At 60.2% G+C, this 26,158-nt stretch carries 25 protein-coding genes; 10 read left to right on the top strand and 15 right to left on the bottom strand.

Annotated elements, in window-relative coordinates; genetic code table 11:
• Window positions 1-23: 23 nt before the first annotated feature.
• The 5 genes from purB to U367_RS0109890 all read right to left on the bottom strand — a co-directional run bounded on the left by purB (window position 24) and on the right by U367_RS0109890 (window position 6,217).
• Window positions 24-1,394, bottom strand: a complete 1,371-nt coding sequence (purB, locus tag U367_RS0109910) for an adenylosuccinate lyase (RefSeq protein WP_028616801.1) — start codon at window positions 1,392-1,394, stop codon at window positions 24-26.
• 125 nt (window positions 1,395-1,519) lie between these two features.
• Complete coding sequence (gene hflD, locus U367_RS0109905) at window positions 1,520-2,143, bottom strand: high frequency lysogenization protein HflD (protein ID WP_028616800.1); 624 nt, start codon at window positions 2,141-2,143, stop codon at window positions 1,520-1,522.
• Entirely contained in the window at window positions 2,140-3,264 is a 1,125-nt protein-coding gene (gene mnmA, locus U367_RS0109900; RefSeq protein ID WP_028616799.1) for a tRNA 2-thiouridine(34) synthase MnmA, read from the bottom strand. The genes hflD and mnmA overlap by 4 nt, the downstream gene beginning before the upstream one ends.
• Window positions 3,265-3,323: 59 nt before the next feature.
• The gene (locus U367_RS0109895) at window positions 3,324-3,770 is read right to left on the bottom strand and encodes an NUDIX hydrolase (RefSeq protein WP_028616798.1); all 447 of its coding nucleotides are present in this window, start codon (window positions 3,768-3,770) and stop codon (window positions 3,324-3,326) included.
• 221 nt (window positions 3,771-3,991) lie between these two features.
• Window positions 3,992-6,217 carry an NADP-dependent isocitrate dehydrogenase gene (locus U367_RS0109890; RefSeq protein WP_028616797.1) on the bottom strand — a complete coding sequence of 742 codons (2,226 nt, stop codon included), beginning with the start codon at window positions 6,215-6,217 and terminating at the stop codon, window positions 3,992-3,994.
• Window positions 6,218-6,710: 493 nt separating this feature from the next.
• Here U367_RS0109890 and icd point away from each other — a divergent pair, with 493 nt between their 5' ends.
• Window positions 6,711-7,967 (top strand): NADP-dependent isocitrate dehydrogenase, encoded by a 1,257-nt coding sequence (gene icd, locus U367_RS0109885; RefSeq protein ID WP_028616796.1) that lies wholly within the window; start codon window positions 6,711-6,713, stop codon window positions 7,965-7,967.
• Between the two features lie 77 nt (window positions 7,968-8,044).
• Here icd and cspD read toward each other — a convergent pair whose 3' ends face one another.
• Complete coding sequence (gene cspD, locus U367_RS0109880) at window positions 8,045-8,311, bottom strand: cold shock domain-containing protein CspD (RefSeq protein WP_028616795.1); 267 nt, start codon at window positions 8,309-8,311, stop codon at window positions 8,045-8,047.
• A 219-nt stretch (window positions 8,312-8,530) separates the two neighbouring features.
• Here cspD and clpS point away from each other — a divergent pair, with 219 nt between their 5' ends.
• Window positions 8,531-8,899: an ATP-dependent Clp protease adapter ClpS gene (clpS, locus tag U367_RS0109875; RefSeq protein WP_005789091.1), complete on the top strand. Its 369-nt coding sequence runs from the start codon at window positions 8,531-8,533 to the stop codon at window positions 8,897-8,899.
• A 29-nt stretch (window positions 8,900-8,928) separates the two neighbouring features.
• Window positions 8,929-11,199: an ATP-dependent Clp protease ATP-binding subunit ClpA gene (clpA, locus tag U367_RS0109870; protein WP_028616794.1), complete on the top strand. Its 2,271-nt coding sequence runs from the start codon at window positions 8,929-8,931 to the stop codon at window positions 11,197-11,199.
• A gap of 225 nt (window positions 11,200-11,424) precedes the next feature.
• On the opposite strand, the gene infA is transcribed toward clpA, so the two are convergent.
• The 3 genes from infA to aat form a co-directional block, all read right to left on the bottom strand.
• On the bottom strand, window positions 11,425-11,643 hold the full coding sequence (gene infA, locus U367_RS0109865) for a translation initiation factor IF-1 (RefSeq protein ID WP_002553999.1): 219 nt from the start codon (window positions 11,641-11,643) through the stop codon (window positions 11,425-11,427).
• Between the two features lie 100 nt (window positions 11,644-11,743).
• Complete coding sequence (locus U367_RS0109860; RefSeq protein ID WP_028616793.1) at window positions 11,744-12,451, bottom strand: arginyltransferase; 708 nt, start codon at window positions 12,449-12,451, stop codon at window positions 11,744-11,746.
• Between the two features lie 55 nt (window positions 12,452-12,506).
• Window positions 12,507-13,187, bottom strand: coding sequence for a leucyl/phenylalanyl-tRNA--protein transferase (aat, locus tag U367_RS0109855; protein ID WP_028616792.1), 681 nt, complete (start codon window positions 13,185-13,187; stop codon window positions 12,507-12,509).
• Window positions 13,188-13,682: 495 nt separating this feature from the next.
• Between aat and U367_RS0109850 the strand changes: the two genes are divergently transcribed.
• Genes U367_RS0109850 through cysG form a run of 6 tightly spaced genes read left to right on the top strand, consistent with a single transcriptional unit; the run spans window position 13,683 to window position 21,168 of the window.
• A complete protein-coding gene (locus U367_RS0109850) occupies window positions 13,683-16,091 on the top strand; it encodes a DNA translocase FtsK (protein WP_028616791.1) in 2,409 nt (802 codons plus the stop codon).
• A gap of 54 nt (window positions 16,092-16,145) precedes the next feature.
• Window positions 16,146-16,769, top strand: a complete 624-nt coding sequence (gene lolA / locus U367_RS0109845) for an outer membrane lipoprotein chaperone LolA (RefSeq protein ID WP_016975527.1) — start codon at window positions 16,146-16,148, stop codon at window positions 16,767-16,769.
• Window positions 16,770-16,779: 10 nt separating this feature from the next.
• Complete coding sequence (locus U367_RS0109840) at window positions 16,780-18,102, top strand: replication-associated recombination protein A (RefSeq protein WP_028616790.1); 1,323 nt, start codon at window positions 16,780-16,782, stop codon at window positions 18,100-18,102.
• The gene (crcB, locus tag U367_RS0109835) at window positions 18,102-18,476 is read left to right on the top strand and encodes a fluoride efflux transporter CrcB (protein WP_028616789.1); all 375 of its coding nucleotides are present in this window, start codon (window positions 18,102-18,104) and stop codon (window positions 18,474-18,476) included. The genes U367_RS0109840 and crcB overlap by 1 nt, the downstream gene beginning before the upstream one ends.
• Before the next feature lie 16 nt (window positions 18,477-18,492).
• Window positions 18,493-19,773: a serine--tRNA ligase gene (serS, locus tag U367_RS0109830; RefSeq protein WP_028616788.1), complete on the top strand. Its 1,281-nt coding sequence runs from the start codon at window positions 18,493-18,495 to the stop codon at window positions 19,771-19,773.
• Window positions 19,774-21,168, top strand: coding sequence for a siroheme synthase CysG (gene cysG / locus U367_RS0109825; RefSeq protein ID WP_028616787.1), 1,395 nt, complete (start codon window positions 19,774-19,776; stop codon window positions 21,166-21,168).
• Between the two features lie 189 nt (window positions 21,169-21,357).
• On the opposite strand, the gene U367_RS0109820 is transcribed toward cysG, so the two are convergent.
• The 6 genes from U367_RS0109820 to tusD form a co-directional block, all read right to left on the bottom strand.
• Window positions 21,358-22,353 (bottom strand): glutathione S-transferase family protein, encoded by a 996-nt coding sequence (locus tag U367_RS0109820; RefSeq protein ID WP_028616786.1) that lies wholly within the window; start codon window positions 22,351-22,353, stop codon window positions 21,358-21,360.
• A gap of 88 nt (window positions 22,354-22,441) precedes the next feature.
• Window positions 22,442-23,443 (bottom strand): glycosyl transferase family protein, encoded by a 1,002-nt coding sequence (locus U367_RS0109815; protein ID WP_028616785.1) that lies wholly within the window; start codon window positions 23,441-23,443, stop codon window positions 22,442-22,444.
• Window positions 23,440-23,775, bottom strand: coding sequence for a TusE/DsrC/DsvC family sulfur relay protein (locus tag U367_RS0109810; RefSeq protein ID WP_028616784.1), 336 nt, complete (start codon window positions 23,773-23,775; stop codon window positions 23,440-23,442). The genes U367_RS0109815 and U367_RS0109810 overlap by 4 nt, the downstream gene beginning before the upstream one ends.
• The gene (gene tusB, locus U367_RS0109805) at window positions 23,772-24,050 is read right to left on the bottom strand and encodes a sulfurtransferase complex subunit TusB (protein ID WP_028616783.1); all 279 of its coding nucleotides are present in this window, start codon (window positions 24,048-24,050) and stop codon (window positions 23,772-23,774) included. The genes U367_RS0109810 and tusB overlap by 4 nt, the downstream gene beginning before the upstream one ends.
• Window positions 24,050-24,400: a sulfurtransferase complex subunit TusC gene (gene tusC / locus U367_RS0109800; RefSeq protein ID WP_028616782.1), complete on the bottom strand. Its 351-nt coding sequence runs from the start codon at window positions 24,398-24,400 to the stop codon at window positions 24,050-24,052. The genes tusB and tusC overlap by 1 nt, the downstream gene beginning before the upstream one ends.
• Before the next feature lies 1 nt (window position 24,401).
• Window positions 24,402-24,794, bottom strand: a complete 393-nt coding sequence (gene tusD, locus U367_RS0109795) for a sulfurtransferase complex subunit TusD (protein WP_016977549.1) — start codon at window positions 24,792-24,794, stop codon at window positions 24,402-24,404.
• A gap of 157 nt (window positions 24,795-24,951) precedes the next feature.
• Between tusD and U367_RS0109790 the strand changes: the two genes are divergently transcribed.
• Window positions 24,952-26,115 carry a CaiB/BaiF CoA transferase family protein gene (locus tag U367_RS0109790; RefSeq protein ID WP_028616781.1) on the top strand — a complete coding sequence of 388 codons (1,164 nt, stop codon included), beginning with the start codon at window positions 24,952-24,954 and terminating at the stop codon, window positions 26,113-26,115.
• Window positions 26,116-26,158 lie beyond the last annotated feature (43 nt).

The raw sequence follows: 26,158 nt of genomic DNA, 5'->3' as shown, positions 1-26,158 counted from the left end.
CGTCTCAAAGGGTCAAGCAACGATCAGATGCGCTTGGCTTGCTCTACAGCGTTGCCGATGTAGTTGGCCGGGGTGAGCAGTTTCAGCTCGGCCTTGGCCGCGGCTGGCATGTCCAGGCCATCGATGAAAGTCTGCAGTGCTTCAGGGCTGATGCCCTTGCCGCGCGTCAATTCTTTCAGCTTCTCGTACGGGTTTTCGATGTTGTAGCGACGCATCACGGTCTGGATCGGCTCGGCCAAGACTTCCCAGCACGCGTCCAGGTCAGCGGCGATCTTCTGCTCGTTGAGCTCCAGCTTGCTGATGCCTTTAAGGCTGGCTTCGTACGCGATCACGCTGTGAGCGAAGCCCACGCCGAGATTGCGCAGTACGGTGGAGTCGGTCAGGTCGCGCTGCCAGCGGGAGATCGGCAACTTGCTGGCCAGGTGCTGGAACAGTGCGTTGGCGATGCCGAGGTTGCCTTCGGAGTTTTCGAAGTCGATCGGGTTGACCTTGTGCGGCATGGTCGACGAGCCGATTTCACCGGCAATGGTGCGCTGCTTGAAGTAGCCCAGGGAGATGTAGCCCCAGATATCGCGATCGAAGTCGATCAGGATGGTGTTGAAGCGCGCAATGGCGTCGAACAGCTCGGCAATGTAGTCGTGGGGTTCGATCTGCGTAGTGTACGGGTTGAAGCCCAGGCCCAGTTCGTCTTCTATGAAGGCGCGGGCGTTGGCTTCCCAGTCAATCTCAGGGTAGGCCGAGATGTGGGCGTTGTAGTTGCCTACGGCGCCGTTGATCTTGCCCAGCAGCGGTACGGCGGCGACTTGAGCGATCTGGCGCTCCAGGCGGTACACCACGTTGGCCAGTTCTTTGCCCAGGGTAGTCGGCGAAGCCGGTTGGCCGTGGGTGCGCGACAGCATCGGCACGTCGGCGAAGCGGATAGCCAGCTCGCGGATGGCGTTGGCGGTCTGGCGCATCAGCGGCAGCATCACGTCATCACGGCCTTCGCGCAGCATCAGGGCGTGGGACAGGTTGTTGATGTCCTCGCTGGTGCAGGCAAAGTGGATGAACTCGCTGACCTGGGCCAGTTCCGGCAGCTTGGCCGCTTGCTCTTTGAGCAGGTATTCGATGGCTTTGACGTCGTGGTTGGTGGTGCGCTCGATCTCTTTCACACGCTCGGCGTGCTCCAGGGAGAAGTTTTCCGCCAGAGTGTTGAGCACAGCGTTGGCTTGCGCGGAAAACGCCGGCACTTCGCTGATGGCGGGGTGAGCGGCCAGGCGCTGGAGCCAACGCACTTCAACCAGTACACGAGCACGGATCAGGCCGTATTCGCTGAAAATAGGGCGCAGGGCCTGGGTTTTGCCGGCGTAGCGGCCGTCTACAGGGGAAACCGCAGTGAGCGAAGAGAGCTGCATGGGGTGTTCTCGGACAGTCGGGCAACGAAATGGGGCGCGTATCATACATGAAAAAATCCGCCGGTCCGTTGCCAACTGACCGGCGTATTACGCGTAACGGCTTGAAAAAGGCCTGCTGGTGCGACTTATTCGTTGCGCATCAACGGGTAAAGCTCTTTGAGCAATTTGCGACGACTGATCACCAATTGCCAACGATGACCGCCCAACTGGCGCCATAACCGCGCCGAACGAATGCCGGCCAGGAGCAGGGCGCGGATTTTCGAGGCGTTGTTCGGTTGCTGCAGGTTGCGCATGTCGCCGTGGACCTGGATGCGTTGGCGCAAGGTGCTCAAGGTGTCCTGGTACAGCGCACCACAGGCCGCGATCACGTTTTCGTGGGCTGGACCGAAGTGTTCCACCTGGGATTGAATCTGTGGCAAGCGCTTGCCGATGACCTCGAGCATGTCGTCGCGCTTGGCCAGTTGACGCTCAAGACCGAGCATCGACAGGGCGTAGCGCAGCGGCTCGCGCTGCAGGGTGCTGGGGTCGCGTTCCAGTGCGCCGATCAACGCGCGATAGCCTTCACGCAGCGCGAGGTCGTCGCCGCCGTAGACTTCCAACGTGTCCTTGGGGTCACGGATCAGCAGGCTGCCGAGCATGCAGGTCAGGCCGGCCTCGGTGACCTGGCCGGTCTTGGCGATCTTGTCCACCAGTACAGCGGCGAGAAAGACCCCACCTAGCGCTGTCAATTGCTCCTGGGTCGGGCTCATGCCGATTTGCTCCAGGCTTCGGCCACTTCAATCACGCCGCCGCCCAGGCAGATTTCGCCGTCGTAGAACACCACGGACTGGCCAGGCGTGACTGCGCGTTGCGGGTCATCAAAGGTGGCGCGGTAGCCGGTGGCAGTTTTTTCCAGGGTGCAAGGCTGGTCGCTCTGGCGATAGCGCACTTTGGCGGTCAGGCGGCGCGGGGTGCTCAGGTCGATCGGGTTGACCCAATAGATTTCCGAAGCCAGCAGGGCGCCGGAGAACAGCAGTGGATGCTCGTTGCCTTGGCCGACGATCAGCACGTTGTTTTCCAGGTCCTTGACCAGCACGTACCACGGTTCTTCACCGGCATCTTTCAAGCCGCCGATGCCCAGGCCCTGGCGTTGGCCGATGGTGTGGTACATCAAGCCATGGTGACGGCCGATGACTTCACCTTCGGTGGTATGGATTTCGCCTGGTTGCGCCGGCAGGTACTGCTTGAGGAAGTCGCTGAAGCGGCGCTCGCCGATAAAGCAGATCCCGGTGGAATCCTTCTTCTTGGCGGTGGCCAGGCCGTGTTTCTCGGCGATCTTGCGCACTTCGGGCTTTTCCAGCTCGCCCACCGGGAACAGGGTCTTGGCGATCTGTTCACCGCCGACGGCGTGCAGGAAGTAGCTCTGGTCCTTGTTCGGGTCCAGGCCCTTGAGCAGCTCGGTGCGGCCATCGATATCGCGGCGGCGTACGTAGTGGCCAGTGGCGATCAGGTCGGCACCGAGCATCATGGCGTAGTCGAGGAACGCCTTGAACTTGATTTCACGGTTGCACAGGATATCCGGGTTCGGCGTGCGGCCTGCCTTGTATTCGGCCAGGAAGTGCTCGAACACATTGTCCCAGTACTCAGCGGCGAAGTTGGCGGTGTGCAGCTTGATACCGATCTTGTCACACACGGCCTGGGCGTCCGCCAGGTCGTCCATGGCGGTGCAGTATTCCGTTCCATCGTCTTCTTCCCAGTTCTTCATGAACAGGCCTTCCACCTCATAACCCTGCTCCATGAGCAGAACGGCGGAAACGGAAGAATCCACGCCGCCGGACATGCCGACGATGACGCGCTTCTTTTGTGTGTCAGAAGGGGCTGGATCACGCATAGGGTTTCAACGGGTGTCTTGAAAAAGGACGCGATTCTATCAGGCTCAGGCCTTCAAGGCTAAAGAGAAGGGCGGATCAATTCGAGGCTGTGGCGCTGGCCGGCCAGATAATCATCGATACAGCGGATGATCAGCTCGCTGCGCCAGTCGTCGCGCAGCTCCATCAGTTCGTCGCGGGTCAGCCAACGGGCACGCAGTATGCCTTCGTCGAGTTGATAGTCAGGGTGGTGTTTCAGGGCTTTGGCGATGAAGCACACACGCTGGTAGGTCACGCCATTGCTGGGGGCGGTGTACAGGTAAATGCCGACGATGCCAGTGGCTTCGACGTCCCAGCCGGTTTCTTCGAGGGTTTCGCGGATGGCAGCTTCGGTCAGGGTTTCGTGTGGGTCGAGGTGGCCGGCAGGCTGATTCAATACCGCGCGGCCGCCTTTGAGCTCTTCGACCATCAGAAAGCGGCCGTTGTCTTCGACGATGGTGGCGACAGTAATGTGGGGTTGCCAGGTCATGGAAAGTCTCAATGAAGAATGCGACGCGGTCTTTGGGCAGGATTGCAGTCAATGTGGGAGCGGGCTTGCTCGCGAATGCAGAGTGTCAGTCGCTGCAGGTGTAGGCTGACCACCGCATTCGCGAGCAAGCCCGCTCCCACATTTTGATTCAGTTTTTTCAGTTAAAGAGTAAAAACAGAAACCCCGGCACAGGGCCGGGGCTTTTTTGCAGCCTTACAACCTTACTTCAACTTGGCAATTGCCGCATTGAGGGTGTTGCTTGGGCGCATGGCTTTGCTGGTCAGCTCCGGGTTCGGCGCGTAGTAGCCGCCGATGTCGACTGGCTTGCCCTGCACGGCGTTGAGTTCGGCAACGATGGTTGCTTCGTTCGCGGTCAGGGTCTTGGCCAGTTCGCCAAACTGCGCTTGCAGTGCAGTGTCTTCGGTCTGGGCGGCCAGGGCTTGAGCCCAGTACAGCGCCAGGTAGAAGTGGCTGCCGCGGTTGTCGATGTTGCCGACTTTGCGCGATGGCGACTTGTTGTTGTCGAGGAACTGGCCGGTGGCCTGGTCCAGGGTCTTGGACAGTACCAGGGCTTTCGGGTTGTTGTACGTCACACCCAAATGCTCAAGGGATGCGGCCAGGGCCAGGAACTCGCCCAGGGAATCCCAGCGCAGGAAGTTCTCTTCCACCAGTTGCTGCACGTGCTTCGGTGCCGAGCCGCCGGCGCCGGTTTCGAACAGGCCGCCGCCGTTCATCAGCGGCACGATCGACAGCATCTTGGCGCTGGTGCCCAGTTCCATGATCGGGAACAGGTCGGTCAGGTAGTCGCGCAGTACGTTGCCGGTCACCGAGATGGTGTCCAGGCCCTTGCGGGTGCGCTCCAGGGTGAACTTCATCGCGTCGACCGGCGACATGATGCGGATGTCCAGGCCTTCGGTGTTGTGGTCTTTCAGGTAAGCCTGAACTTTCTCGACCACGACGCCGTCGTGTGCACGCTTAGGGTCCAGCCAGAAAATGGCCGGGGTGTTGCTGGCGCGGGCGCGGTTGACGGCCAGTTTGACCCAGTCCTGGATCGGCGCGTCTTTGGTCTGGCACATACGGAAGATGTCGCCGGCTTCGACTTTCTGTTCCATCAGCAGGCTGCCCTTGCTGTCGGTGACGCGGACCACGCCGTCAGCTTTGATCTGGAAGGTCTTGTCGTGGGAGCCGTACTCTTCGGCTTTCTTCGCCATCAGGCCAACGTTTGGCACGCTGCCCATGGTGGTTGGGTCGAAGGCGCCATTGGCCTTGCAGTCTTCGATGACCGCTTGGTAGATGGTGGCGTAGCAGCGATCCGGGATCACAGCCTTGGTGTCGTGCAGCTGACCGTCGGTGCCCCACATCTTGCCGGAGTCACGGATCATGGCCGGCATCGAGGCGTCGACGATCACATCGCTCGGCACGTGCAGGTTGGTGATGCCTTTGTCGGAGTTGACCATCGCCAGGGACGGGCGAGCCGCGTATACGGCCTGGATGTCAGCTTCGATCTGCGCTTGCTGCTCGGCCGGCAGGGCCTTGATGCGAGCGTACAGGTCGCCGATGCCGTTGTTCAGGTTGAAGCCGATCTGCTCCAGCACGGTGGCGTGCTTGGTCAGGGCGTCTTTGTAGAACTCGGCAACGATCTGGCCGAACATGATCGGGTCGGAGACCTTCATCATGGTGGCTTTCAGGTGAACCGACAGCAGCACGCCTTGCTTCTTGGCGTCTTCGATTTCAGCGGCGATGAATGCGCGCAGGGCTTTCTTGCTCAGTACGGCGGTGTCGATGATTTCGCCGGCCTGTACCGAAGTCTTTTCCTTCAGGACAGTGGCGGTGCCGTCTTGGGCGATCAGCTCGATTTTGACAGCGTCAGCGGTTTCGATCTGCACGGCTTTTTCGCTGCCGTAGAAATCGCCACTGTTCATGTGGGCAATGTGCGACTTGGAGTCGGCAGCCCAGGCGCCCATCTTGTGCGGGTGCTTGCGTGCGTAGTTCTTGACCGACAGCGGCGCGCGGCGGTCGGAGTTGCCTTCGCGCAGTACCGGGTTCACGGCGCTGCCCTTGACCTTGTCGTAACGTGCACGGGTTTCTTTTTCCGCGTCGGTGGTTACGGTTTCCGGGTAGTCCGGCAGGGCGTAGCCCTGGGCCTGCAGTTCCTTGATCGCGGCTTGCAGCTGCGGGGTCGAGGCGCTGATGTTAGGCAGCTTGATGATGTTGGCTTCAGGCGTAACGGCCAGGTCGCCCAGTTCGGCGAGGTGGTCCGGGATAGCCTTGGCGCCCAGTTGCTCGGGGAAGCTTGCGAGGATGCGCGCGGCGAGGGAGATGTCGCGGGTTTCCACGGCAATATCAGCGGAAGCGGTGAAGGCCTCTACGATAGGCAGCAGTGAATAGGTGGCGAGGGCCGGGGCTTCGTCGGTGAAGGTGTAGATGATCTTCGAGCGGGTGGGCATATTCGGATTAACTCTCTTCTTTGCTGAAAGCGTGCGCAGAAACTCGAGATGCGCCGGGTGGAGCGCGTTCGTTCAAAGTCATCCATGAGCGAAATGTCGAGGTTTCTTCGCGGTGATGTTGGGTTGCATCAGTCGAGCGTCAAGCGGGTGGACTATTGTTTAGTCCGGCTTTTCTGGCGGAGGGCACTGTTATAGAGCGGTCGGCCGTCGTGACTCTTTGGTCAGCGGCGGCATTATACATAGGTCGCTATGCTTACGCCGAGCCTTCATACAAAAGGTGTGTCGTCCATTGGTCTAAAGGTCGCAGGGCGCAGGTTGCGACCAAAGTCGCACGATGTGCTCGAGATTGGCGATTTTGCCTTTGCTTTCAGGCTTGTAGGCGACAAATTATGCTGTTTTCGATGCAAATGAGCATGGCGTGAGGTTTCAGTCGCCATTTATCTGGAGTAGGCTCGAACGCAGCCAGATGTTCAATCCATAGATGGAGTTCAGCATGGGATACAAGAAGATTCAGGTTCCGGCAGTCGGCGACAAAATCACCGTCAATGCAGACCATTCTCTCAATGTTCCTGACCAACCGATCATCCCTTACATCGAAGGTGACGGTATCGGCGTCGACATCAGCCCGGTGATGATCAAGGTAGTCGATGCAGCTGTTGAAAAGGCCTACGGCGGCAAGCGCAAGATCTCCTGGATGGAGGTATATGCCGGCGAGAAAGCGACTCAAGTCTACGACCAGGACACCTGGCTGCCCCAGGAAACCCTGGATGCGGTCAAGGATTACGTGGTTTCCATCAAGGGGCCGCTGACCACCCCCGTCGGCGGCGGCATCCGTTCGTTGAACGTGGCCCTGCGTCAGCAACTCGACCTTTATGTATGCCTGCGCCCGGTGCGCTGGTTTGAAGGCGTGCCCAGTCCGGTCAAGAAGCCTGGCGACGTGGACATGACTATTTTCCGTGAAAACTCAGAAGACATTTATGCCGGCATCGAGTGGAAGGCGGGCTCACCCGAAGCGATCAAGGTGATCAAGTTCCTCAAGGAAGAAATGGGCGTCACCAAGATCCGTTTCGACCAGGATTGCGGGATTGGCGTGAAGCCGGTCTCCAAGGAAGGGACCAAGCGCCTGGCGCGTAAAGCCCTGCAATATGTAGTGGATAACGACCGCGACTCACTGACCATCGTGCACAAAGGCAACATCATGAAGTTCACCGAAGGTGCCTTCAAGGAGTGGGCCTACGAAGTGGCGGCCGAAGAATTTGGCGCCACACTGCTCGACGGCGGCCCGTGGATGCAGTTCAAGAACCCGAAGACCGGCAAGAATGTGGTGGTCAAGGACGCCATTGCCGACGCCATGCTCCAGCAGATCCTGCTGCGTCCGGCCGAGTATGATGTGATCGCGACGCTTAACCTGAATGGTGATTACCTGTCCGACGCATTGGCGGCGGAGGTGGGCGGTATCGGTATTGCGCCGGGCGCGAACCTGTCGGACACCGTGGCGATGTTCGAAGCGACCCACGGTACTGCGCCTAAATATGCGGGCAAGGATCAGGTGAATCCGGGGTCGTTGATTCTGTCAGCCGAGATGATGCTGCGGCACATGGGCTGGACCGAGGCGGCGGATTTGATCATCAAGGGCACCAATGGCGCGATTTCTGCCAAGACTGTGACTTATGACTTCGAGCGTCTGATGGACGGTGCCACCCTGGTGTCTTCGTCTGGCTTCGGTGATGCGCTGATCTCGCACATGTAAGCGAAGGGGGTAAAAAAAACCGGCCATACCGTAAACGGAATGGCCGGTTTTTTATTGGGCGCCTGCTCGGTGGTCGATTAGGCTAATTGCTCTTTTGATTTTTGAGCGACGCCCTCTTTGGCTGTGCCGATGGTGACTGGCGCACTGATGTCGACTGCGTGCTTGCCTTTGGGCCCCTGAATAATGTCAAAGGAGACCGGCTGCCCCGCCTTCAGCGTTTTATAACCTTCCATTTTGATCGCTGAGTAATGCGCAAAAAGGTCTTCATCCTTGCCGTCTTCAATAATGAAGCCGTACCCTTTGGCATTGTTGAACCACTTGACCTTACCGCTTGCCATGCCCATATCCCTCTGCACCAGACTCCATCACTGGAGTATCATCCAGTTTATCCGTCCTAACCCGAATAAATAAGGTTGACTGCGCGGACCTTTTTTACCCACTGTGGGTTCTATTGGTTGTAACACCGTTTCGCCGATAGTCAAGGCGACCGATCGGTCAGTAGTTGAAATTCTGACAGGTCGTCCCCACCACTGTATTTGAACCACTGACGAACCTTTCTTTCCATGCATGCAAACAGCCAGATTCGACTAACATTCAATCAGGATCGACCGGATCAGGAACATGATGACGACGGTTCTGCAGGCATTGCTGTTCAGGAGGCCAAGCCTGCCTTACAGGCGCCGCCGATGTATAAGGTGGTTTTGTTCAATGATGACTACACACCGATGGATTTCGTGGTCGAAGTGCTCGAGGTGTTTTTTAACCTGAACCGCGAGTTGGCGACCAAGGTAATGCTGGCCGTTCACACAGAAGGACGGGCAGTATGTGGAGTGTTTACCCGCGACATCGCCGAGACAAAGGCCATGCAGGTCAACCAGTACGCCAGGGAAAGCCAGCATCCGCTACTCTGTGAAATCGAGAAGGACGGTTAACGCCGACCACTTGGGTATGAGGTGAAGCTATGTTAAACCGCGAGCTCGAAGTCACCCTCAATCTTGCCTTCAAGGAGGCTCGTTCGAAGCGTCATGAATTCATGACCGTCGAACACCTGCTGCTGGCACTTTTGGACAATGAAGCTGCCGCCACCGTTTTGCGTGCGTGCGGCGCCAACCTCGACAAACTCAAGCATGACCTGCAGGAGTTTATCGACTCCACGACGCCACTTATTCCAGTCCACGATGAAGACCGTGAAACCCAGCCAACCCTGGGCTTCCAGCGGGTGCTTCAGCGTGCCGTGTTCCATGTTCAGAGCTCCGGTAAGCGTGAGGTCACAGGCGCCAATGTGCTTGTGGCGATTTTCAGCGAACAGGAAAGCCAGGCAGTGTTCCTGCTGAAACAGCAGAGCGTTGCGCGTATCGATGTCGTCAACTACATCGCCCACGGTATCTCCAAGGTGCCTGGGCACGGCGATCATTCCGAGGGTGAGCAGGATATGCAGGACGACGAGGGCGGTGAGTCTTCTTCTTCGGGCAATCCACTGGATGCCTATGCCAGCAACCTCAACGAACTGGCGCGCCAGGGGCGGATCGATCCGCTAGTGGGGCGTGAGCTTGAAGTTGAGCGCGTAGCGCAGATCCTTGCACGTCGTCGCAAGAACAACCCGTTGCTGGTGGGTGAGGCGGGCGTGGGCAAGACCGCAATTGCCGAAGGCTTGGCCAAGCGCATCGTGGATAACCAGGTGCCTGACCTGCTGGCCAATAGCGTCGTCTACTCCTTGGACCTGGGTGCGTTGCTCGCCGGGACCAAGTACCGTGGCGATTTCGAGAAGCGCTTCAAGGCGCTCCTCGGCGAGCTGAAAAAACGCCCGCAGGCGATCCTGTTCATCGATGAAATCCACACCATCATTGGCGCCGGTGCGGCTTCCGGTGGGGTGATGGACGCCTCCAACCTGCTCAAGCCGCTGCTGTCGTCGGGGGATATCCGTTGCATCGGCTCGACCACGTTCCAGGAATTTCGCGGCATCTTCGAAAAAGACCGTGCCCTGGCGCGTCGCTTCCAGAAAGTCGACGTGTCCGAGCCTTCGGTTGAAGACACCATCGGCATCCTGCGTGGCCTCAAGGGGCGTTTCGAGGCGCACCATGGCATCGAGTACACCGATGAAGCTCTGCGTTCAGCGGCTGAGCTGGCGTCGCGCTACATCAATGACCGGCACATGCCGGACAAGGCCATCGACGTGATCGACGAGGCGGGTGCCTACCAGCGCCTGCAGCCGGTTGAGAAGCGTGTGAAGCGCATTGATGTGGCTCAGGTCGAGGACATCGTGGCGAAGATCGCGCGGATTCCGCCTAAACACGTCAACAGTTCCGATAAGGAGCTGCTGCGTAACCTGGAGCGCGACCTCAAGCTCACCGTGTTCGGCCAGGATGCGGCCATCGATGCGCTGTCCACCGCGATCAAGTTGTCGCGTGCGGGCCTCAAGTCGCCGGACAAGCCCGTTGGTTCGTTCCTGTTCGCTGGCCCGACCGGCGTCGGCAAGACCGAAGCGGCGCGGCAGTTGGCCAAGGCCATGGGCATTGAGCTGGTCCGTTTCGACATGTCCGAATACATGGAGCGTCACACCGTGTCGCGCCTGATCGGTGCGCCTCCGGGCTATGTCGGTTTCGACCAGGGCGGTCTGTTGACCGAGGCGATTACCAAGCAACCGCATTGCGTGCTGCTGCTCGATGAAATCGAGAAGGCCCACCCGGAAGTCTTTAACCTGCTGCTGCAGGTGATGGACCACGGCACCCTGACCGACAACAACGGGCGCAAGGCGGACTTCCGCAACGTGATCGTGATCATGACCACCAACGCCGGTGCCGAAACGGCCGCGCGGGCTTCGATCGGCTTCAGCCATCAGGATCACTCTTCTGATGCAATGGAAGTGATCAAGAAGAGCTTCACGCCGGAATTCCGCAACCGTCTGGACACCATTATCCAGTTTGGTCGCCTCAGCCATGAGGTCATCAAAAGCGTGGTGGACAAGTTCCTCACCGAGCTTCAGGCGCAGCTGGAAGACAAGCGCGTGCAGCTGGATGTCACGGAAGCGGCGCGCAGTTGGATCGCCGAGGGCGGCTACGATGCGGCAATGGGCGCTCGCCCAATGGCGCGTCTGATCCAGGACAAGATCAAGCGGCCATTGGCCGAAGAGATCCTGTTCGGCGAACTTTCCGACCATGGCGGCGTGGTGCACATCGACCTGAAGGATGGCGAGCTGACCTTCGAGTTCGAAACCACGGCTGAAATGGCCTGATAGCTGACCGCAACAATGCAAAAGGCGCCGAAAGGCGCCTTTTTGCTATCCCGCGAACGCCGCGCCACCTGTAGGAGTCCGGCTTGCCGGCGATGAGGCCCGCAAGATCGGCGCTTGCCTCACGGTCGCCATCGCCGGCAAGCCGGGCTCCTACAAGAGCGCGCGCATGAAAATGGCGCGCACACAAAAACGCCCGGCATAACCGGGCGTTTTGTATTGACTTGCTTAGCGAGCGCGGTAAGTGATGCGCCCTTTGCTCAAGTCATAGGGCGTCAGCTCGACGCGCACTTTGTCACCGGTAAGAATACGAATGTAGTTCTTGCGCATCTTGCCGGAGATATGCGCGGTTACGACGTGCCCATTTTCCAACTCCACACGAAACATGGTGTTGGGCAGGGTGTCGACGACAGTGCCTTCCATTTCGAAGCTGTCTTCTTTCGACATGCAGTAAAGCCCTCGGTATCCAGTGAATGGCCCGGTGCAACTGCGCCAGGCAAAAGCGGCGTGCATTGTGCCCGAAAAAGGGTGTTTAAGCCAAGGGGTTCTAGTTAAGCACGACCCATCTTTGATTAATCAGCAGTTCTATGGGCCGATATTGGGTCTTGTAGTTCATCTTTTTGCAGTTCTTGATCCAGTAGCCGAGGTACACCGCCTCCAGTTCCAGGCGCAGTGCTTCGCCGATTTGCCACAGGATTGCAAAGCGTCCCAGGCTGCGGCGCTCTTCGGCAGGCTCGTAGAAGGTGTAGACCGCCGACAGGCCGTTAGGCAGCAAATCGGTCACGGCCACTGCCACCAACCGGCCGTCGGCGCGAAACTCATAGAAGCGCGAGAAGGGCAGGTCGCGTACCAGGAACGTGGAAAACTGGTCGCGACTGGGCGGGAACATATCGCCGTCGGCGTGGCGTTCCTCGATATAGCGCTGGTAAAGGTCGAAATATTCTTCGGTGAAGCGTGGCTTGGTTGGCATCACCGTCAGGTCGGCGTTGCGCTTAAGGATGCGTTTCTGGTTGCGGTCCGGCAGAAACTGCGCCACGGGAATGCGTGCCGGGACGCAGGCATTGCAGTTCTGGCAATGAGGCCGGTACAGATGATCGCCACTGCGCCGAAAGCCCATCTCCGACAGGTCGGCATACACATGCACGTCCATAGGCTGGCTGGGGTCGAGGAACAGTGTGGTGGCCTGCTCGTCGGGCAGATAGCTGCAAGAGTGGGGTTGAGTGGCATAAAACTTCAAACGCGCCAACTCGGTCATGATCAACCCTCGGATAAGCTTTGAAATAAGTGTAAGCCAGGAGCGCGGAAGTCGCCTAGGAAACCCACGGTCCAGCGCTGCGCTGATCCAGATGGTCGCGCAGGAAACCTGCGAAGTCGCTGCGGGATATGGCGCGGGCACCCAGGCTGTGCAGGTGATCGTTGGGCATCTGGCAGTCGATCAATACAAAGCCCCATTCCTGTAGTTGGCGGGTCAGCGTGGCAAAGCCGAATTTCGAGGCGTTATCGGCACGGCTGAACATGGACTCGCCGAAAAACAGCTGGCCCATCGCCAGGCCATACAAACCACCCACCAGTTTGCCGTCGTCCCAGACCTCCACCGAATGGGCGTAGCCGCGCTGGTGCAGTTCCAGGTAAGCGCTCTGGATGCTCTCGGTGATCCAAGTGCCATCGGCATACGCGCGCGGTGCGGCGCAGGCTTGGATGACGGCGGCGAAATCCTGGTCGAAGGTCACGCTGTAGCGCTGCTGGCGCAACAATTTGCCTAGGCTGCGGGACACATGCAGCTCGTCGGGGAATATCACCGTGCGCGGGTCGGGTGACCACCAGAGGATCGGCTGGCCGTCCGAAAACCACGGAAAGCAGCCGTGGCGATAGGCTTGTACCAGGCGTTCGGCCGAAAGATCGCCACCGGCAGCCAGCAGGCCATTGGGTTCGCGCATGGCCTTGGCCAGTGGAGGGAATGTCAGTGAATCGCGTTGTAACCAGGTCAGCATGGCATCCAGGCTTACGGAAGGGGAGGGGATGGCAGGTATGACACCTGCTTGCGCAGTGCTGATTATTGTCGACATGGCGCCATCGGGCCAGCCCGAATCGGCTATTGAGGTGGATTAGCGTGAGCAGGTGTTTCTGCAACTCTGCCTCGGCGGCGTGGTCGTAATCGGGTCTGTGCCATGCAGGCCATTTGCCAAGCTTGCCTGGATTGATAAAAACAGCGCATAAGCCTTTGTCAGCAAAGACAATGCATGCTCAAATTGAACATGTTGTGACACTAAATTGGCTATGCTGCCGAGTGAAGGGCAGGGGCGTGGCATCGCCGGCACAAACCCGTACAATGCGGGCATTGTGGCGCTTTCGTCATTTCATCCAGCAAGCGCCCAATGTTAAAAGTAGATTCAACGACGCACGTTCATTTTTCAGCTGCTCGGATTGGGCAGTATTTGCAGTCATTCAACAGATGGACGCGCTAAAGGCGCAGGAAAAGACCCGTTTTGAAGAAATCCGCCGCAACACCTAAAGCAGCAGTCGTGCCGGCCTGGCGCCAGCACCTGCATTATCGTCTCAAGGAAGGCGCGCTGATCGCTATCGGCGCGCTGTGCCTGTTCCTGATGATGGCCTTGCTCACGTATGGCAAGGACGATCCGGGCTGGAGCCACAACAGCAAGATCGAAGACGTGCAGAACTTCGGCGGGCCTGCCGGTTCCTACAGCGCCGATATCCTGTTCATGGTGCTGGGTTACTTCGCTTATATCTTCCCGTTGCTGCTGGCGATCAAGACCTGGCAGATCTTCCGCCAGCGTCATGAACCGTGGCAGTGGAGCGGTTGGCTATTCTCGTGGCGCCTGATTGGCCTGGTGTTTCTGGTGCTGTCCGGCGCGGCGCTGGCGCATATCCATTTTCATGCACCGACCGGCTTGCCGGCGGGCGCGGGTGGGGCGTTGGGCGAAAGCCTCGGTGACTTGGCACGCAGGACCCTGAATATCCAAGGCAGCACGCTGATGTTCATCGCGCTGTTCCTGTTCGGCCTCACCGTGTTCACCGACCTGTCGTGGTTCAAGGTAATGGACGTGACCGGCAAGATCACCCTCGACCTGCTGGAGTTGTTCCAGGGCGCCGCCAACCGCTGGTGGGCGGCACGGGTCGATCGCAAGCGCATGGTCGCCCAATTGCGCGAGGTAGATACCCGCGTCAACGAGGTGGTGGCGCCGAGTACGCCGGATCGGCGCGAGCAGGCCAAGGTCAAGGAACGCCTGATCGAACGCGAACAGGCCCTGAGCAAGCACATGTCGGACCGTGAGAAGCAGGTGCCGCCGGTGATTGCCCCGGCACCGCCCAAGGCCCCAGAGCCGAGCCATCGCGTGCAGAAAGAGAAACAGGCACCGCTGTTCGTCGACAGTGCGGTTGAAGGCACGTTGCCGCCGATCTCGATCCTCGACCCGGCCGAAAAGAAACAACTCAACTATTCCCCGGAATCCCTGGCGGCCGTCGGCCACCTGCTGGAAATCAAGCTCAAGGAATTCGGCGTCGAAGTGTCGGTGGACTCGATCCATCCCGGCCCGGTGATTACTCGTTACGAAATCCAGCCGGCCGCCGGCGTCAAGGTCAGCCGTATTTCCAATCTGGCGAAAGACTTGGCGCGTTCCCTGGCCGTAACCAGCGTACGTGTTGTGGAAGTCATCCCCGGCAAGACCACCGTAGGTATCGAGATTCCCAACGAAGACCGCCAGATCGTGCGCTTCTCCGAGGTGCTGTCGACGCCGGAATACGACAACTTCAAATCGCCGGTCACCCTGGCGCTGGGCCACGACATCGGCGGCAAGCCGGTGATCACCGACCTGGCGAAGATGCCTCACCTGCTGGTGGCCGGTACCACCGGTTCCGGTAAGTCGGTGGGGGTGAACGCGATGATCCTGTCGATCCTGTTCAAGTCGGGCCCGGAAGACGCCAAGCTGATCATGATCGACCCGAAGATGTTGGAGCTGTCGATCTACGAAGGCATTCCGCACCTGCTGTGCCCAGTGGTCACCGACATGAAGGACGCCGCCAACGCCCTGCGCTGGAGCGTCGCCGAGATGGAGCGCCGCTACAAATTGATGGCGAAGATGGGCGTGCGTAACCTGTCGGGCTTCAACGCCAAGATCAAGGAAGCCCAAGAGCGCGGCGAGACCATCGATGACCCGTTGTACAAGCGCGAAAGCATCCATGACGAAGCGCCGAAACTGACCAAGCTACCGACCATCGTGGTGGTGGTCGACGAATTCGCCGACATGATGATGATCGTCGGCAAGAAGGTCGAAGAACTGATCGCACGTATCGCCCAGAAGGCCCGTGCCGCCGGTATCCACTTGATCCTCGCCACCCAGCGTCCTTCGGTGGACGTGATCACGGGCTTGATCAAGGCCAACATTCCTACGCGAATGGCGTTCCAGGTATCGAGCAAGATCGACTCGCGGACCATCATCGACCAGGGTGGCGCCGAACAACTGCTCGGCCACGGTGACATGCTCTACATGCCGCCGGGCACCAGCCTGCCGATCCGGGTCCACGGTGCCTTCGTTTCCGACGATGAAGTACACCGCGTGGTGGAAGCCTGGAAACTGCGCGGCGCACCGGAATACAACGACGACATCCTCAACGGCGTCGAAGAAGCCGGCAGCGGCTTTGAAAATGGCGGCGGCGGTGGTGACGATGATGCTGAAACCGACGCGCTGTACGACGAGGCCGTGGCCTTCGTACTGGAAAGCCGTCGCGCTTCGATTTCCGCGGTGCAACGTAAGTTGAAAATCGGCTACAACCGCGCCGCCCGCATGATCGAAGCCATGGAAATGGCCGGTGTCGTCACTGCAATGAACACCAACGGCTCGCGCGAAGTCATTGCCCCCGGGCAGATGCGCGACTGATCCCGTGCCGCGTGGCAGCACGCGGCACGCCCTGAACACTCAATGAGGACTCCCATGCGCCTTATCCGCATGCTGTTGTTGCCGGCACTGGCCCTGACTGCTGTTTCGGCCCACGCTGACCCGGCTTCCGTGGCCAGCCTGAAGAACCTGTTGGACAAATCCCAGACCCTGACTGCGCGCTTCTCCCAACTGACCCTGGATGCAGGCGGCACCCAGTTGCAGGAAACCGCAGGCGAAATGGCCGTGCAGCGTCCTGGCCTGTTCTACTGGCACACCGAAGGCAAGGCTGAGCAGACCATCGTGTCTGATGGCCAGAAGGTCACCCTGTGGGACCCGGACCTGGAACAAGCCACCATCAAGAAGCTTGACCCGCGCCTGAACCAGACTCCGGCGCTGCTGCTGTCGGGTGATGTGTCGAAGATCAATGACAGCTTCGACATCACTTCCAAGCAAACCAGCAACGTGATCGAGTTCACCCTCAAGCCGAAATCCAAGGACACGCTGTTTGACACATTGTCCCTGTCGTTCGGCAATGGCGTGATCAACAACATGCGCCTGGTCGACAGTGTTGGCCAACGCACCGATATCCTGTTCTCCGGGGTCAAGGCCAACCAGCCGGTGCCTGCGTCCAAGTTCAAGTTCGACATCCCCAAGGGTGCCGATGTGATCCAGGAATAACACGCTGCCCATGGACCTGTTTCGAAGTGACCCGATTGCCCAGCCCCTGGCCGCGCGCTTGCGTTCGACCAACCTGGATGAGTACGTCGGTCAGGAACACCTGCTCGCTCGCGGTAAGCCTTTGCGCGAAGCCCTGGAGCAGGGTGCGCTGCACTCGATGATTTTCTGGGGGCCGCCGGGGGTGGGCAAGACTACCCTGGCGCGGCTGCTGGCGAAGGTCTCGGATGCGCACTTCGAAACGGTCTCGGCGGTATTGGCGGGGGTCAAGGAGATCCGCCAGGCGGTGGAAGTCGCCAAGCAGCAGGCCGGGCAGTACGGTAAGCGCACCATCCTGTTTGTCGACGAAGTGCATCGTTTCAATAAGTCACAGCAGGATGCGTTTCTACCCTATGTGGAAGATGGAACGCTGATTTTTATCGGCGCCACCACGGAAAACCCTTCGTTTGAATTGAACAACGCCTTGCTGTCGCGTGCGCGGGTCTATGTGCTGAAAAGCCTGGACGAAGCGGCGATGCAGAAGTTGCTGCACCGTGCCCTGAATGAAGACAAAGGGCTGGGCAAGCGGCAACTGAGTGTGAGCGAAGAGGGCTTCAAGATTCTGCTTGCCGCCGCCGATGGCGATGGGCGCCGCTTTCTCAACTTAGTAGAGAACGCCTCCGACCTGGCCGAAGACGGCAGCGAGATTGGCGTCGACCTCCTGCAAAGCCTGCTCGGCGACACGCGCCGGCGCTTCGACAAGGGCGGCGAAGCCTTCTACGACCAGATATCGGCGCTGCACAAATCCGTGCGCGGCTCCAACCCGGACGGCGCGCTGTACTGGTTCGCGCGCATGATCGACGGCGGCTGCGACCCGCTTTACCTCGCACGCCGCGTCGTGCGTATGGCCAGCGAAGACATCGGCAACGCCGACCCGCGCGCATTGAGCCTGTGCCTCGCCGCCTGGGACGTGCAGGAGCGCCTCGGCAGCCCGGAAGGCGAGCTGGCGGTGGCCCAGGCCATCACCTACCTGGCCTGCGCGCCGAAGAGCAATGCGGTGTACATGGGCTTCAAGTCCGCCCTGCGCGCCGCCGCCGAATACGGCTCCCTCGAAGTGCCGATGCACCTGCGCAACGCGCCGACCAAGCTGATGAAACAGTTGGGCTACGGTGATGAATACCGCTACGCCCACGATGAACCGGATGCCTATGCGGCCGGTGAAGACTACTTTCCCGATGACCTTGAGCCACTCCCGCTCTATCAGCCGGTGCCCCGTGGCCTGGAGCTGAAGATCGGCGAAAAGCTCAATCACCTCGCCCAACTCGATCGACTCAGCCCCAGACAGCGGAGAAAGTAGTGCTCAAGACGATTCTTGCCGTGTCCGCAGCCGGCATCGCTGGTACATTATTGCGTTTCGCCGCTGGCACATGGGTCAGCGCCAATTGGCCGAAGCATTTTTATGCGGCGACCCTGGCGGTCAACCTGGTCGGCTGCCTGATCATCGGGCTGTTGTACGGCTGGTTCCTGTTGCGCCCGGAAGTACCGATTGAAATTCGCGCCGGCTTGATTGTCGGCTTTGTAGGCGGTCTGACGACCTTTTCATCCTTTTCACTGGATACGCTGCGCCTGCTGGAAAGCGGGCAGGCCCTGATAGCCTTCGGGTACTTGGGCATCAGCGTGTTCGGCGGGCTGCTCGCCACCTGGGCTGGCCTGTCCTTGACCAAACTTTGATAAACGAGAGACCGACATGCTCGATTCCAAACTGTTACGTAGCAACCTTCAGGACGTAGCGGACCGCCTGGCATCCCGTGGCTTTGCCTTGGATGTTGCGCGCATCGAAGCGCTGGAAGAACAGCGCAAGACCGTCCAGACCCGCACCGAAGCACTGCAGGCTGAGCGTAATGCGCGTTCCAAATCCATCGGTCAGGCCAAGCAGCGCGGCGAAGACATCGCCCCGCTGATGGCGGATGTCGAGCGCATGGGCACCGAGCTGTCCGACGGCAAGGTCGAGCTGGACAAGATCCAGACCGAGCTGGATTCGATCCTGCTGGGCATCCCCAACATCCCGCACGAATCCGTGCCGATTGGCGCAGACGAAGACGGCAACGTTGAAGTGCGCCGTTGGGGTACGCCAACCGCCTTTGATTTCGAGATCAAGGACCACGTTGCCCTGGGCGAATTGACCGGCGGCCTGGATTTCGAAACTGCCGCCAAGATGTCCGGCGCGCGCTTTGCCTTGCTGCGCGGTCCGATCGCGCGCATGCACCGTGCCCTGGCGCAGTTCATGATCAACCTGCACACCGGCGAACACGGTTACGAGGAAGCCTACACCCCGTACCTGGTGCAGGCGCCGGCGCTGATGGGCACCAGCCAGTTGCCGAAGTTCGAAGAAGACCTGTTCAAGATCAGCCGGGACGGCGAAGCCGACCTGTACCTGATCCCGACCGCCGAAGTGTCGTTGACCAACATCGTCGCCGGCGAAATTCTTGATGCCAAGCAACTGCCGATCAAGTTCGTGGCCCACAGCCCGTGCTTCCGCAGCGAAGCCGGTGCGTCGGGCCGCGACACCCGCGGCATGATCCGCCAACACCAGTTCGACAAAGTCGAGATGGTGCAGGTGGTCGAGCCGTCGACTTCCATGGAGGCCCTGGAAGGCCTGACCGCCAACGCCGAGCGCGTCCTGCAACTGCTGGAGCTGCCGTACCGCGTGCTGGCACTTTGCACCGGCGACATGGGTTTCAGCGCCGTGAAGACCTACGACCTCGAAGTGTGGGTGCCGAGCCAGGACAAGTACCGCGAGATTTCGTCGTGCTCCAACTGCGGTGATTTCCAGGCCCGTCGCATGCAAGCGCGCTTCCGTAACCCGGAAACCGGCAAGCCGGAGCTGGTCCACACCCTCAACGGTTCCGGTTTGGCCGTAGGCCGTACTCTGGTGGCGGTGCTGGAAAACTACCAGCAGGCTGACGGCTCGATCCGTGTACCGGAAGTGCTCAAGCCTTACATGGCGGGCGTTGAGGTCATCCGCTAAATGGAATTTCTGCCGCTGTTTCATAACCTGCGCGGCAGTCGTGTGTTGGTCGTCGGTGGCGGGGAGATTGCCTTGCGCAAATCCCGGCTGCTGGCCGATGCCGGTGCGTTGCTGCGGGTGGTTGCTCCCCAGATCGAAGACCAGCTCAAAGAGCTGGTACTGGGCAGTGGCGGGGAACTGATTTTGCGCGGTTATCAGGAGGCGGACCTCGACGGTTGCACCTTGATCATCGCGGCCACAGACGACGAGCCGTTGAACGCGCAAGTGTCCAGCGATGCCAAGCGCCGTTGCGTGCCGGTCAATGTGGTGGATGCGCCGGCCTTGTGCAGCGTGATCTTCCCGGCGATTGTCGACCGTTCACCCTTGGTGATCGCGGTGTCCAGCGGCGGCGATGCGCCGGTGCTGGCGCGCCTGATCCGGGCCAAGCTGGAAACCTGGATTCCGTCCACTTACGGCCAGTTGGCCGGGTTGGCGGCGCGGTTTCGTGCTCAGGTTAAAGGTTTGTACCCGGATGTGCAGCAGCGCCGCGCATTCTGGGAAGAGGTCTTCCAAGGCCCGATTGCCGACCGCCAATTGGCTGGACAGGGCGATGAAGCTGAGCGCCTGTTGATCGAAAAGGTCAACGGCGCACCGCCGAATGCACCCGGCGAAGTCTACTTGGTGGGTGCAGGCCCGGGTGATCCCGACCTGCTGACCTTCCGCGCCCTGCGCCTGATGCAGCAAGCCGATGTGGTGCTGTATGACCGGCTCGTAGCGCCCGCGATTCTCGAGCTGTGCCGCCGTGACGCCGAGCGTGTATACGTCGGCAAACGCCGCGCCGATCACGCCGTGCCGCAAGACCAGATCAACCAGCAATTGGTGGACCTGGCCAAGCAAGGCAAGCGCGTGCTGCGCCTCAAGGGTGGCGATCCGTTCATCTTTGGCCGGGGGGGCGAAGAGATCGAGGAATTGGCGGCCCACGGCATCCCGTTCCAGGTGGTGCCGGGGATCACGGCGGCCAGCGGTTGCGCGGCGTATGCCGGGATTCCGCTGACTCACCGTGACTATGCGCAGTCCGTACGTTTCATTACCGGGCATTTAAAGGACGGGACGTCGGACCTGCCCTGGGATGACCTGGTGGGGCCTTCGCAGACCCTGGTGTTCTACATGGGTTTGATTGGCTTGCCGATCATCTGCGAACAACTGATCAAGCATGGCCGTGCATCGGATACCCCTGCAGCGTTGATCCAGCAGGGCACCACGTCCAACCAGCGCGTGTTTACCGGCACCCTGGCGGATCTGCCACGCATGGTGGCGGAGCATGAAGTGCATGCGCCGACACTGGTGATCGTCGGTGAGGTGGTGGTGTTGCGCGAGAAGCTCAAGTGGTTTGAAGGCGCACAGTCCCAGGTCTGAGAACGCTATGGTGGCCGGTAAGCCTGCTGTGGAGAGCAGGCTTTCTGTGGTGAGCGGGCTTGCCCCGCGCTGGGCTGCGAAGCAGCCCTACTAAAAAACGCCGAGTTCTTTCAGAAAGAACTCGGCGTCTGGTTTTGGGGGCTGCTGCGCAGCCCAGCGCGGGGCAAGCCCGCTCACCACAGTGACTGATCAGCTCCAGACACTTTTGCCGTTCAGTTGTGCCCGATCATGCTGTCCATCAAATCGCTGCAACGGCCCCTTCGGCACAATCCCCGTCGGATTGATCGTACGGTGGCTGGCATAGTAATGCCCTTTGATGTGCGCGAAATCCACCGTCTCGGCCACGCCCGGCCACTGGTACATCTCCCTCAACCAATTCGACAGGTTCGGATAATCCGCAATCCTGCGCAGGTTGCATTTGAAGTGGCTGTAATACACCGCATCAAAGCGAATCAGCGTGGTGAACAGCCGCACCTCCGCCTCGGTCAGGTATTCGCCGGCCAGGTAACGGTGGTCGCTTAAGTGCTGCTCCAGATGATCCAGCTCCGCAAACACATCATCGAACGCATGTTCATACGCCTGCTGCGAGGTGGCAAAGCCTGCGCGATACACGCCGTTGTTCACGGCGGGGTAAATGCGCTCGTTCAGCGCGTCGATGGTTGCGCGCAGCGGCTCGGGGTAGAAGTCCAGGGTATTACCGGTCAATTGATTAAACGCGCTGTTGAACATGCGGATGATCTCCGCCGATTCATTGCTGACGATGCGCTTGAGCTTCTTGTCCCACAGTACCGGCACGGTGACGCGCCCGGTGTAGTCGGCCGTGTCAGCCGTGTAGCGCTGGTGCATGAAGTCGAAATCATCCAGCTTGTCGCCGGTCGAACCGTGAGCCTTGTCGAAGGTCCAGCCGTTTTCCAGCATCAGCCAACTGACCACGGACACGTCGATCAGGCTTTCCAGTCCTTTGAGCTTGCGCAGAATCAGGGTGCGATGGGCCCACGGGCAGGCGAGAGAGACATAGAGGTGGTAGCGACCGGCCTCGGCCTTGAATCCACCTTCGCCACTCGGGCCTGGCGCGCCGTCGGCGGTCACCCAGTTGCGGCGTTGCGCCTGTTCCCGTTGGAATGCGCCGTCTGCGCTACTTTCGTACCACTGGTCTTTCCAGTGTCCTTCGATCAGCAAACCCATGACTGGCTCCTTGGCTAATAAGCGTTGGAGGCCAGTCTAAAGGGCTGAGTTCGATTTAAAAGCGCAAAGACCGGGGGTTAATTATCGATTAAATCGATTTTTCCCGCGCATCCCAGTATTGCTGGGCCAGGACAAACGCCTGTTCCCGTGAATGGCCCAGGCCACGCAAGGCCAGGGCCATGGTCGCGATCAAGGCCAGTTGCGGATAGCTGTCTTCGACGTCGCCGCGCCACAACGCCTTCAGGTGCTCAGGTTCGAGCGTGGCCGGCTTGACGTGACGCTGGGCGGAGAGGGCGGGCCACTCTTCGTCCCAACTTTCGCCGCCCGTGGTGCCGTACAGGTGGCTGGCCGAGTCGGGGTTGATCTCGATCTCGCCGCCGTCGCCCTTCACCACGATCACGTTGTCGCCGAGCAAGCCGCTGGCATCGCGGTGCACGCCCTGGTAACCCGGATGGAAAATACTCTGCAGGCCCAGACGCGCATTCAAGGGATTGAGCAAACGCGCCAGGGAATGGATTGGCGAGCGCAGACCCAGGGTGTTGCGCAGGTCGATCATGCGCTGCAACTGTGGCGCCCAGTCGCCCAGCGGGATAAACGCCAGGTTGCCTTGCGCATAAGCCGCCTCGACCTGCTGCCAGTTGCGGCACAGTGGGATCTGCAAGCCTTCGAGCAATTGCTCGGTGTACAGCCGTCCGGCCGTATGCGCGCCGCCACCGTGCATAAGGATGCGCACACCGTTCTGCGCCAGGCATTTGGCCGCCAGCAGATACCACGGCAGATGACGCTTCTTGCCGGCATAGGTCGGCCAGTCGACATCCACGTTCAGCGCCGGGGCATCCAGGCGTTCGCGCACGGCTTCGGTGAAGCCGGCGAGTTCTTCCGGGCTTTCTTCCTTGTGGCGCAACAGCATCAGGAAAGCGCCGAGCTGGGTGTCTTCGACCTTTTCGTCGAGCAACATGCCCATGGCTTCGCGGGCTTCCTCGCGGGTGAGGTTGCGCGCGCCGCGCTTGCCTTTGCCCAGGATGCGCACGAACTGCGCAAACGGATGTTCGGCAGGGGTTTCAAGGGTCAGTGGGGCAAAATCGGTCATAAGCAATTCGTCGGCCTGGGCAGGCCCGCCAGCTTGGCGGCGAGTTTGGCGGGAGTGCCGTTGAACAGTTTGTTGAGGTGCAGGCTGTTGCCCTTTTCCGGGCCGAGCTTCAAGGCGGTGTACTTGATCAGCGGACGCGTAGCCGGGGACAGCTGGAATTCGGCATAGAACTGGCGCAGCAGTGCGAGGATTTCCCAGTGGGCCGGGGTGAGTTCCAGCGCCTCGGCGGCAGCCAGGGCATGGGCGACCTCTGCGGACCAGTCGTTCAGGTCGGCCAAATAACCGTCCTTGTCCAGTTCCAGGGTACGTGCGCCTACGGTCAGGGTGTTCATAGCCAGGTGTTGACCTTGTCGTAGTCGATCGACAGTTGCACGAAACCTGGGTAGTCCACGCTGTCGGCCCAGTCCGGCAGCGGCAGATTGCGCGCCTGCATGTCTTCGGCCAGCACAAACACCTTCACGCCCTTGGTGTGCAGGGCGGGGGCGTGGAGCCCATAGGCGCCGTCGCCGCACAGCAGGATCGCGTCCTCGGCGCCGCAGATACGCAGGCAGCTGTCGAGGCGACTATCGGAAAACGGGGAGTGAGACACCACGTGTAAAGTCGACATCAGAGGGTAATCACCTGGTCGTAACGGTCAATCAATTGGGAAATCGCATCGTTGCTCAACGGATGCGCCTCGGTGGGCGGCGTCAAGCCACGCACGGCCATGCTGTGGCGGCAGACAAATACATCGTCGATGCCGAACAGCCCCAGTGCCTGCAGGTTGGCACTGAGGTCCTTTTGTTGCACGGCCTTGGCGTTCTGGTGCGCAGCGAGCTGGAACACGCCGTCATCCATGAACAGCAAGCCGATGGGCAGATCGAACGCGCCACCGGCCAGCACGATGTCCAGCGCTTCCCGTGCGCTCGGCCCGGACCACGGTGCCTGACGGCTGATCACCAATAAGGATTTAGACATCTCACGGCCCTCCAAAACAGATCAGGCGGTCGGCATCCTGGATCGCATCATGTAATTGCCCCAGGCCAGACAGCGCCCAGGGCGCATCCAGATTCACCGCTGTGCGCTGATACCGCGTGGCTTCCTCCTGGTTGAGAACGCCACGGCGTAACGCAGCGGCAATGCACACCACGCCATCAAGCTGGTGCTGGCTGACAAACTCACGCCATTGGCGGGCGATGTCTTGCTCATCCTGGGGCGCGACGATGTTGTTGGACGCGCTGTACACGCCGTCCTGATAGAAAAACAACCGCACAATCTCGTGCCCGCCGGCCAGCGCCGCCTGGGCGAACAGCAGGGCGCGGCGCGAGGAGGGCGCGTGGGCGGCGGAAAACAGGGCAATCGCAAACTTCATGGAACACTCTGCAAGCAAACGTGGGCCAATGATAAAGCCGCCGCCACGAAAAAGCCCGCCGTGATCAAAACGGTCACTGTCGGTGACTGTTTCGGCGATTGCCGGCAGGCGCAGGGCTGCCTAGTCTGTGGGCAGTCGAAACGGAAATGGAGTGCCCATGTCAGGTCCCTTGGCGTCCCTCAAAGTGCTGGATTTTTCCACCCTGCTGCCCGGCCCGTTTGCCTCCCTGATGCTGGCGGACATGGGCGCCGAGGTGCTGCGTATCGAGTCGCCTACGCGCATGGACCTGTTGCGAGTGCTGCCGCCCCATGATCAGGGCACATCGGCCAGCCACGCCTACCTCAACCGCAATAAACGCAGCCTGGCGCTGGACCTCAAGCAGGTCGAGGCGCTGGAGATCGTGCGGGCGCTGGTGAAGGACTACGACATCCTGCTTGAACAATTCCGCCCTGGGGTGATGGAGCGCCTGGGTTTGGGTTATGAGGCATTGAAGTCGATCAATCCCCGGCTGATTTATGTATCGATCACCGGCTACGGCCAGACGGGGCCCTATAAGGACCGCGCCGGGCACGACATCAACTACCTGGCATTGGCCGGCGTGGCCAGCTACACCGGGCGCCAGGACAGCGGGCCGCTGCCATTGGGCGTGCAAGTAGCGGATGTGGGCGGTGGTTCGCTGCATGCGGTGGTGGGGTTGCTCGCGGCGGTGATCGCGCGGCAGCAGAGCGGTGTTGGTCAATACCTGGATGTGAGCATGACCGACTGCTCGTTCAGCCTGAACGCCATGGCAGGCGCGGGTTACCTGGCGTGCGGGGTGGAGCCGGAGCGGGAAAGTCATGTGCTCAATGGCGGCAGCTTTTACGATTACTACCGCTCGCGGGATGGCCGCTGGATGTCGGTGGGCAGCCTGGAGCCCGGGTTTATGCAGCAGCTCTGCGCGGCGCTGGGGCGGCCGGAGTTGGCGGCGCTGGGTTTATCGCCCAAGCTCAAGGTGGCGCTGCAAGTTGAATTTGAAAAGCGCAGCTTTGATGAGCTGTGCGCGCTGTTCGCCGCGGTGGATGCGTGCGTGGAGCCGGTGCTGAGCCTGAGTGAGGCGGTGGAGCATCCACAGCTCAAGTCGCGGCAATTGGTCAGCCAGGTGCCACGGGGCGATGGGTCGACTCAGGCGCAACTGGCCTGTCCTTTGAAGTTTTCCGAGGGTTTGCCGCCGCCCCGACATATCGGTGTCGAGGTGGGGGCGCACAGTGACGAAGTGCTGGCGGAGTTGGGATTCAGTGTTCAGCGGATAGACGCCTGGCGAAAAAACGGCACAATTCTGTAGGAGCCGGCTTGCCGGCGATGGCGATCTTGAGGGCGCCATCGCC

The sequence above is a fragment of the Pseudomonas canadensis genome, from assembly GCF_000503215.1.
Classification (GTDB): Bacteria; Pseudomonadota; Gammaproteobacteria; order Pseudomonadales; family Pseudomonadaceae; genus Aquipseudomonas; species Aquipseudomonas canadensis.
This window is presented reverse-complemented; position numbering and strand designations above follow the sequence as displayed.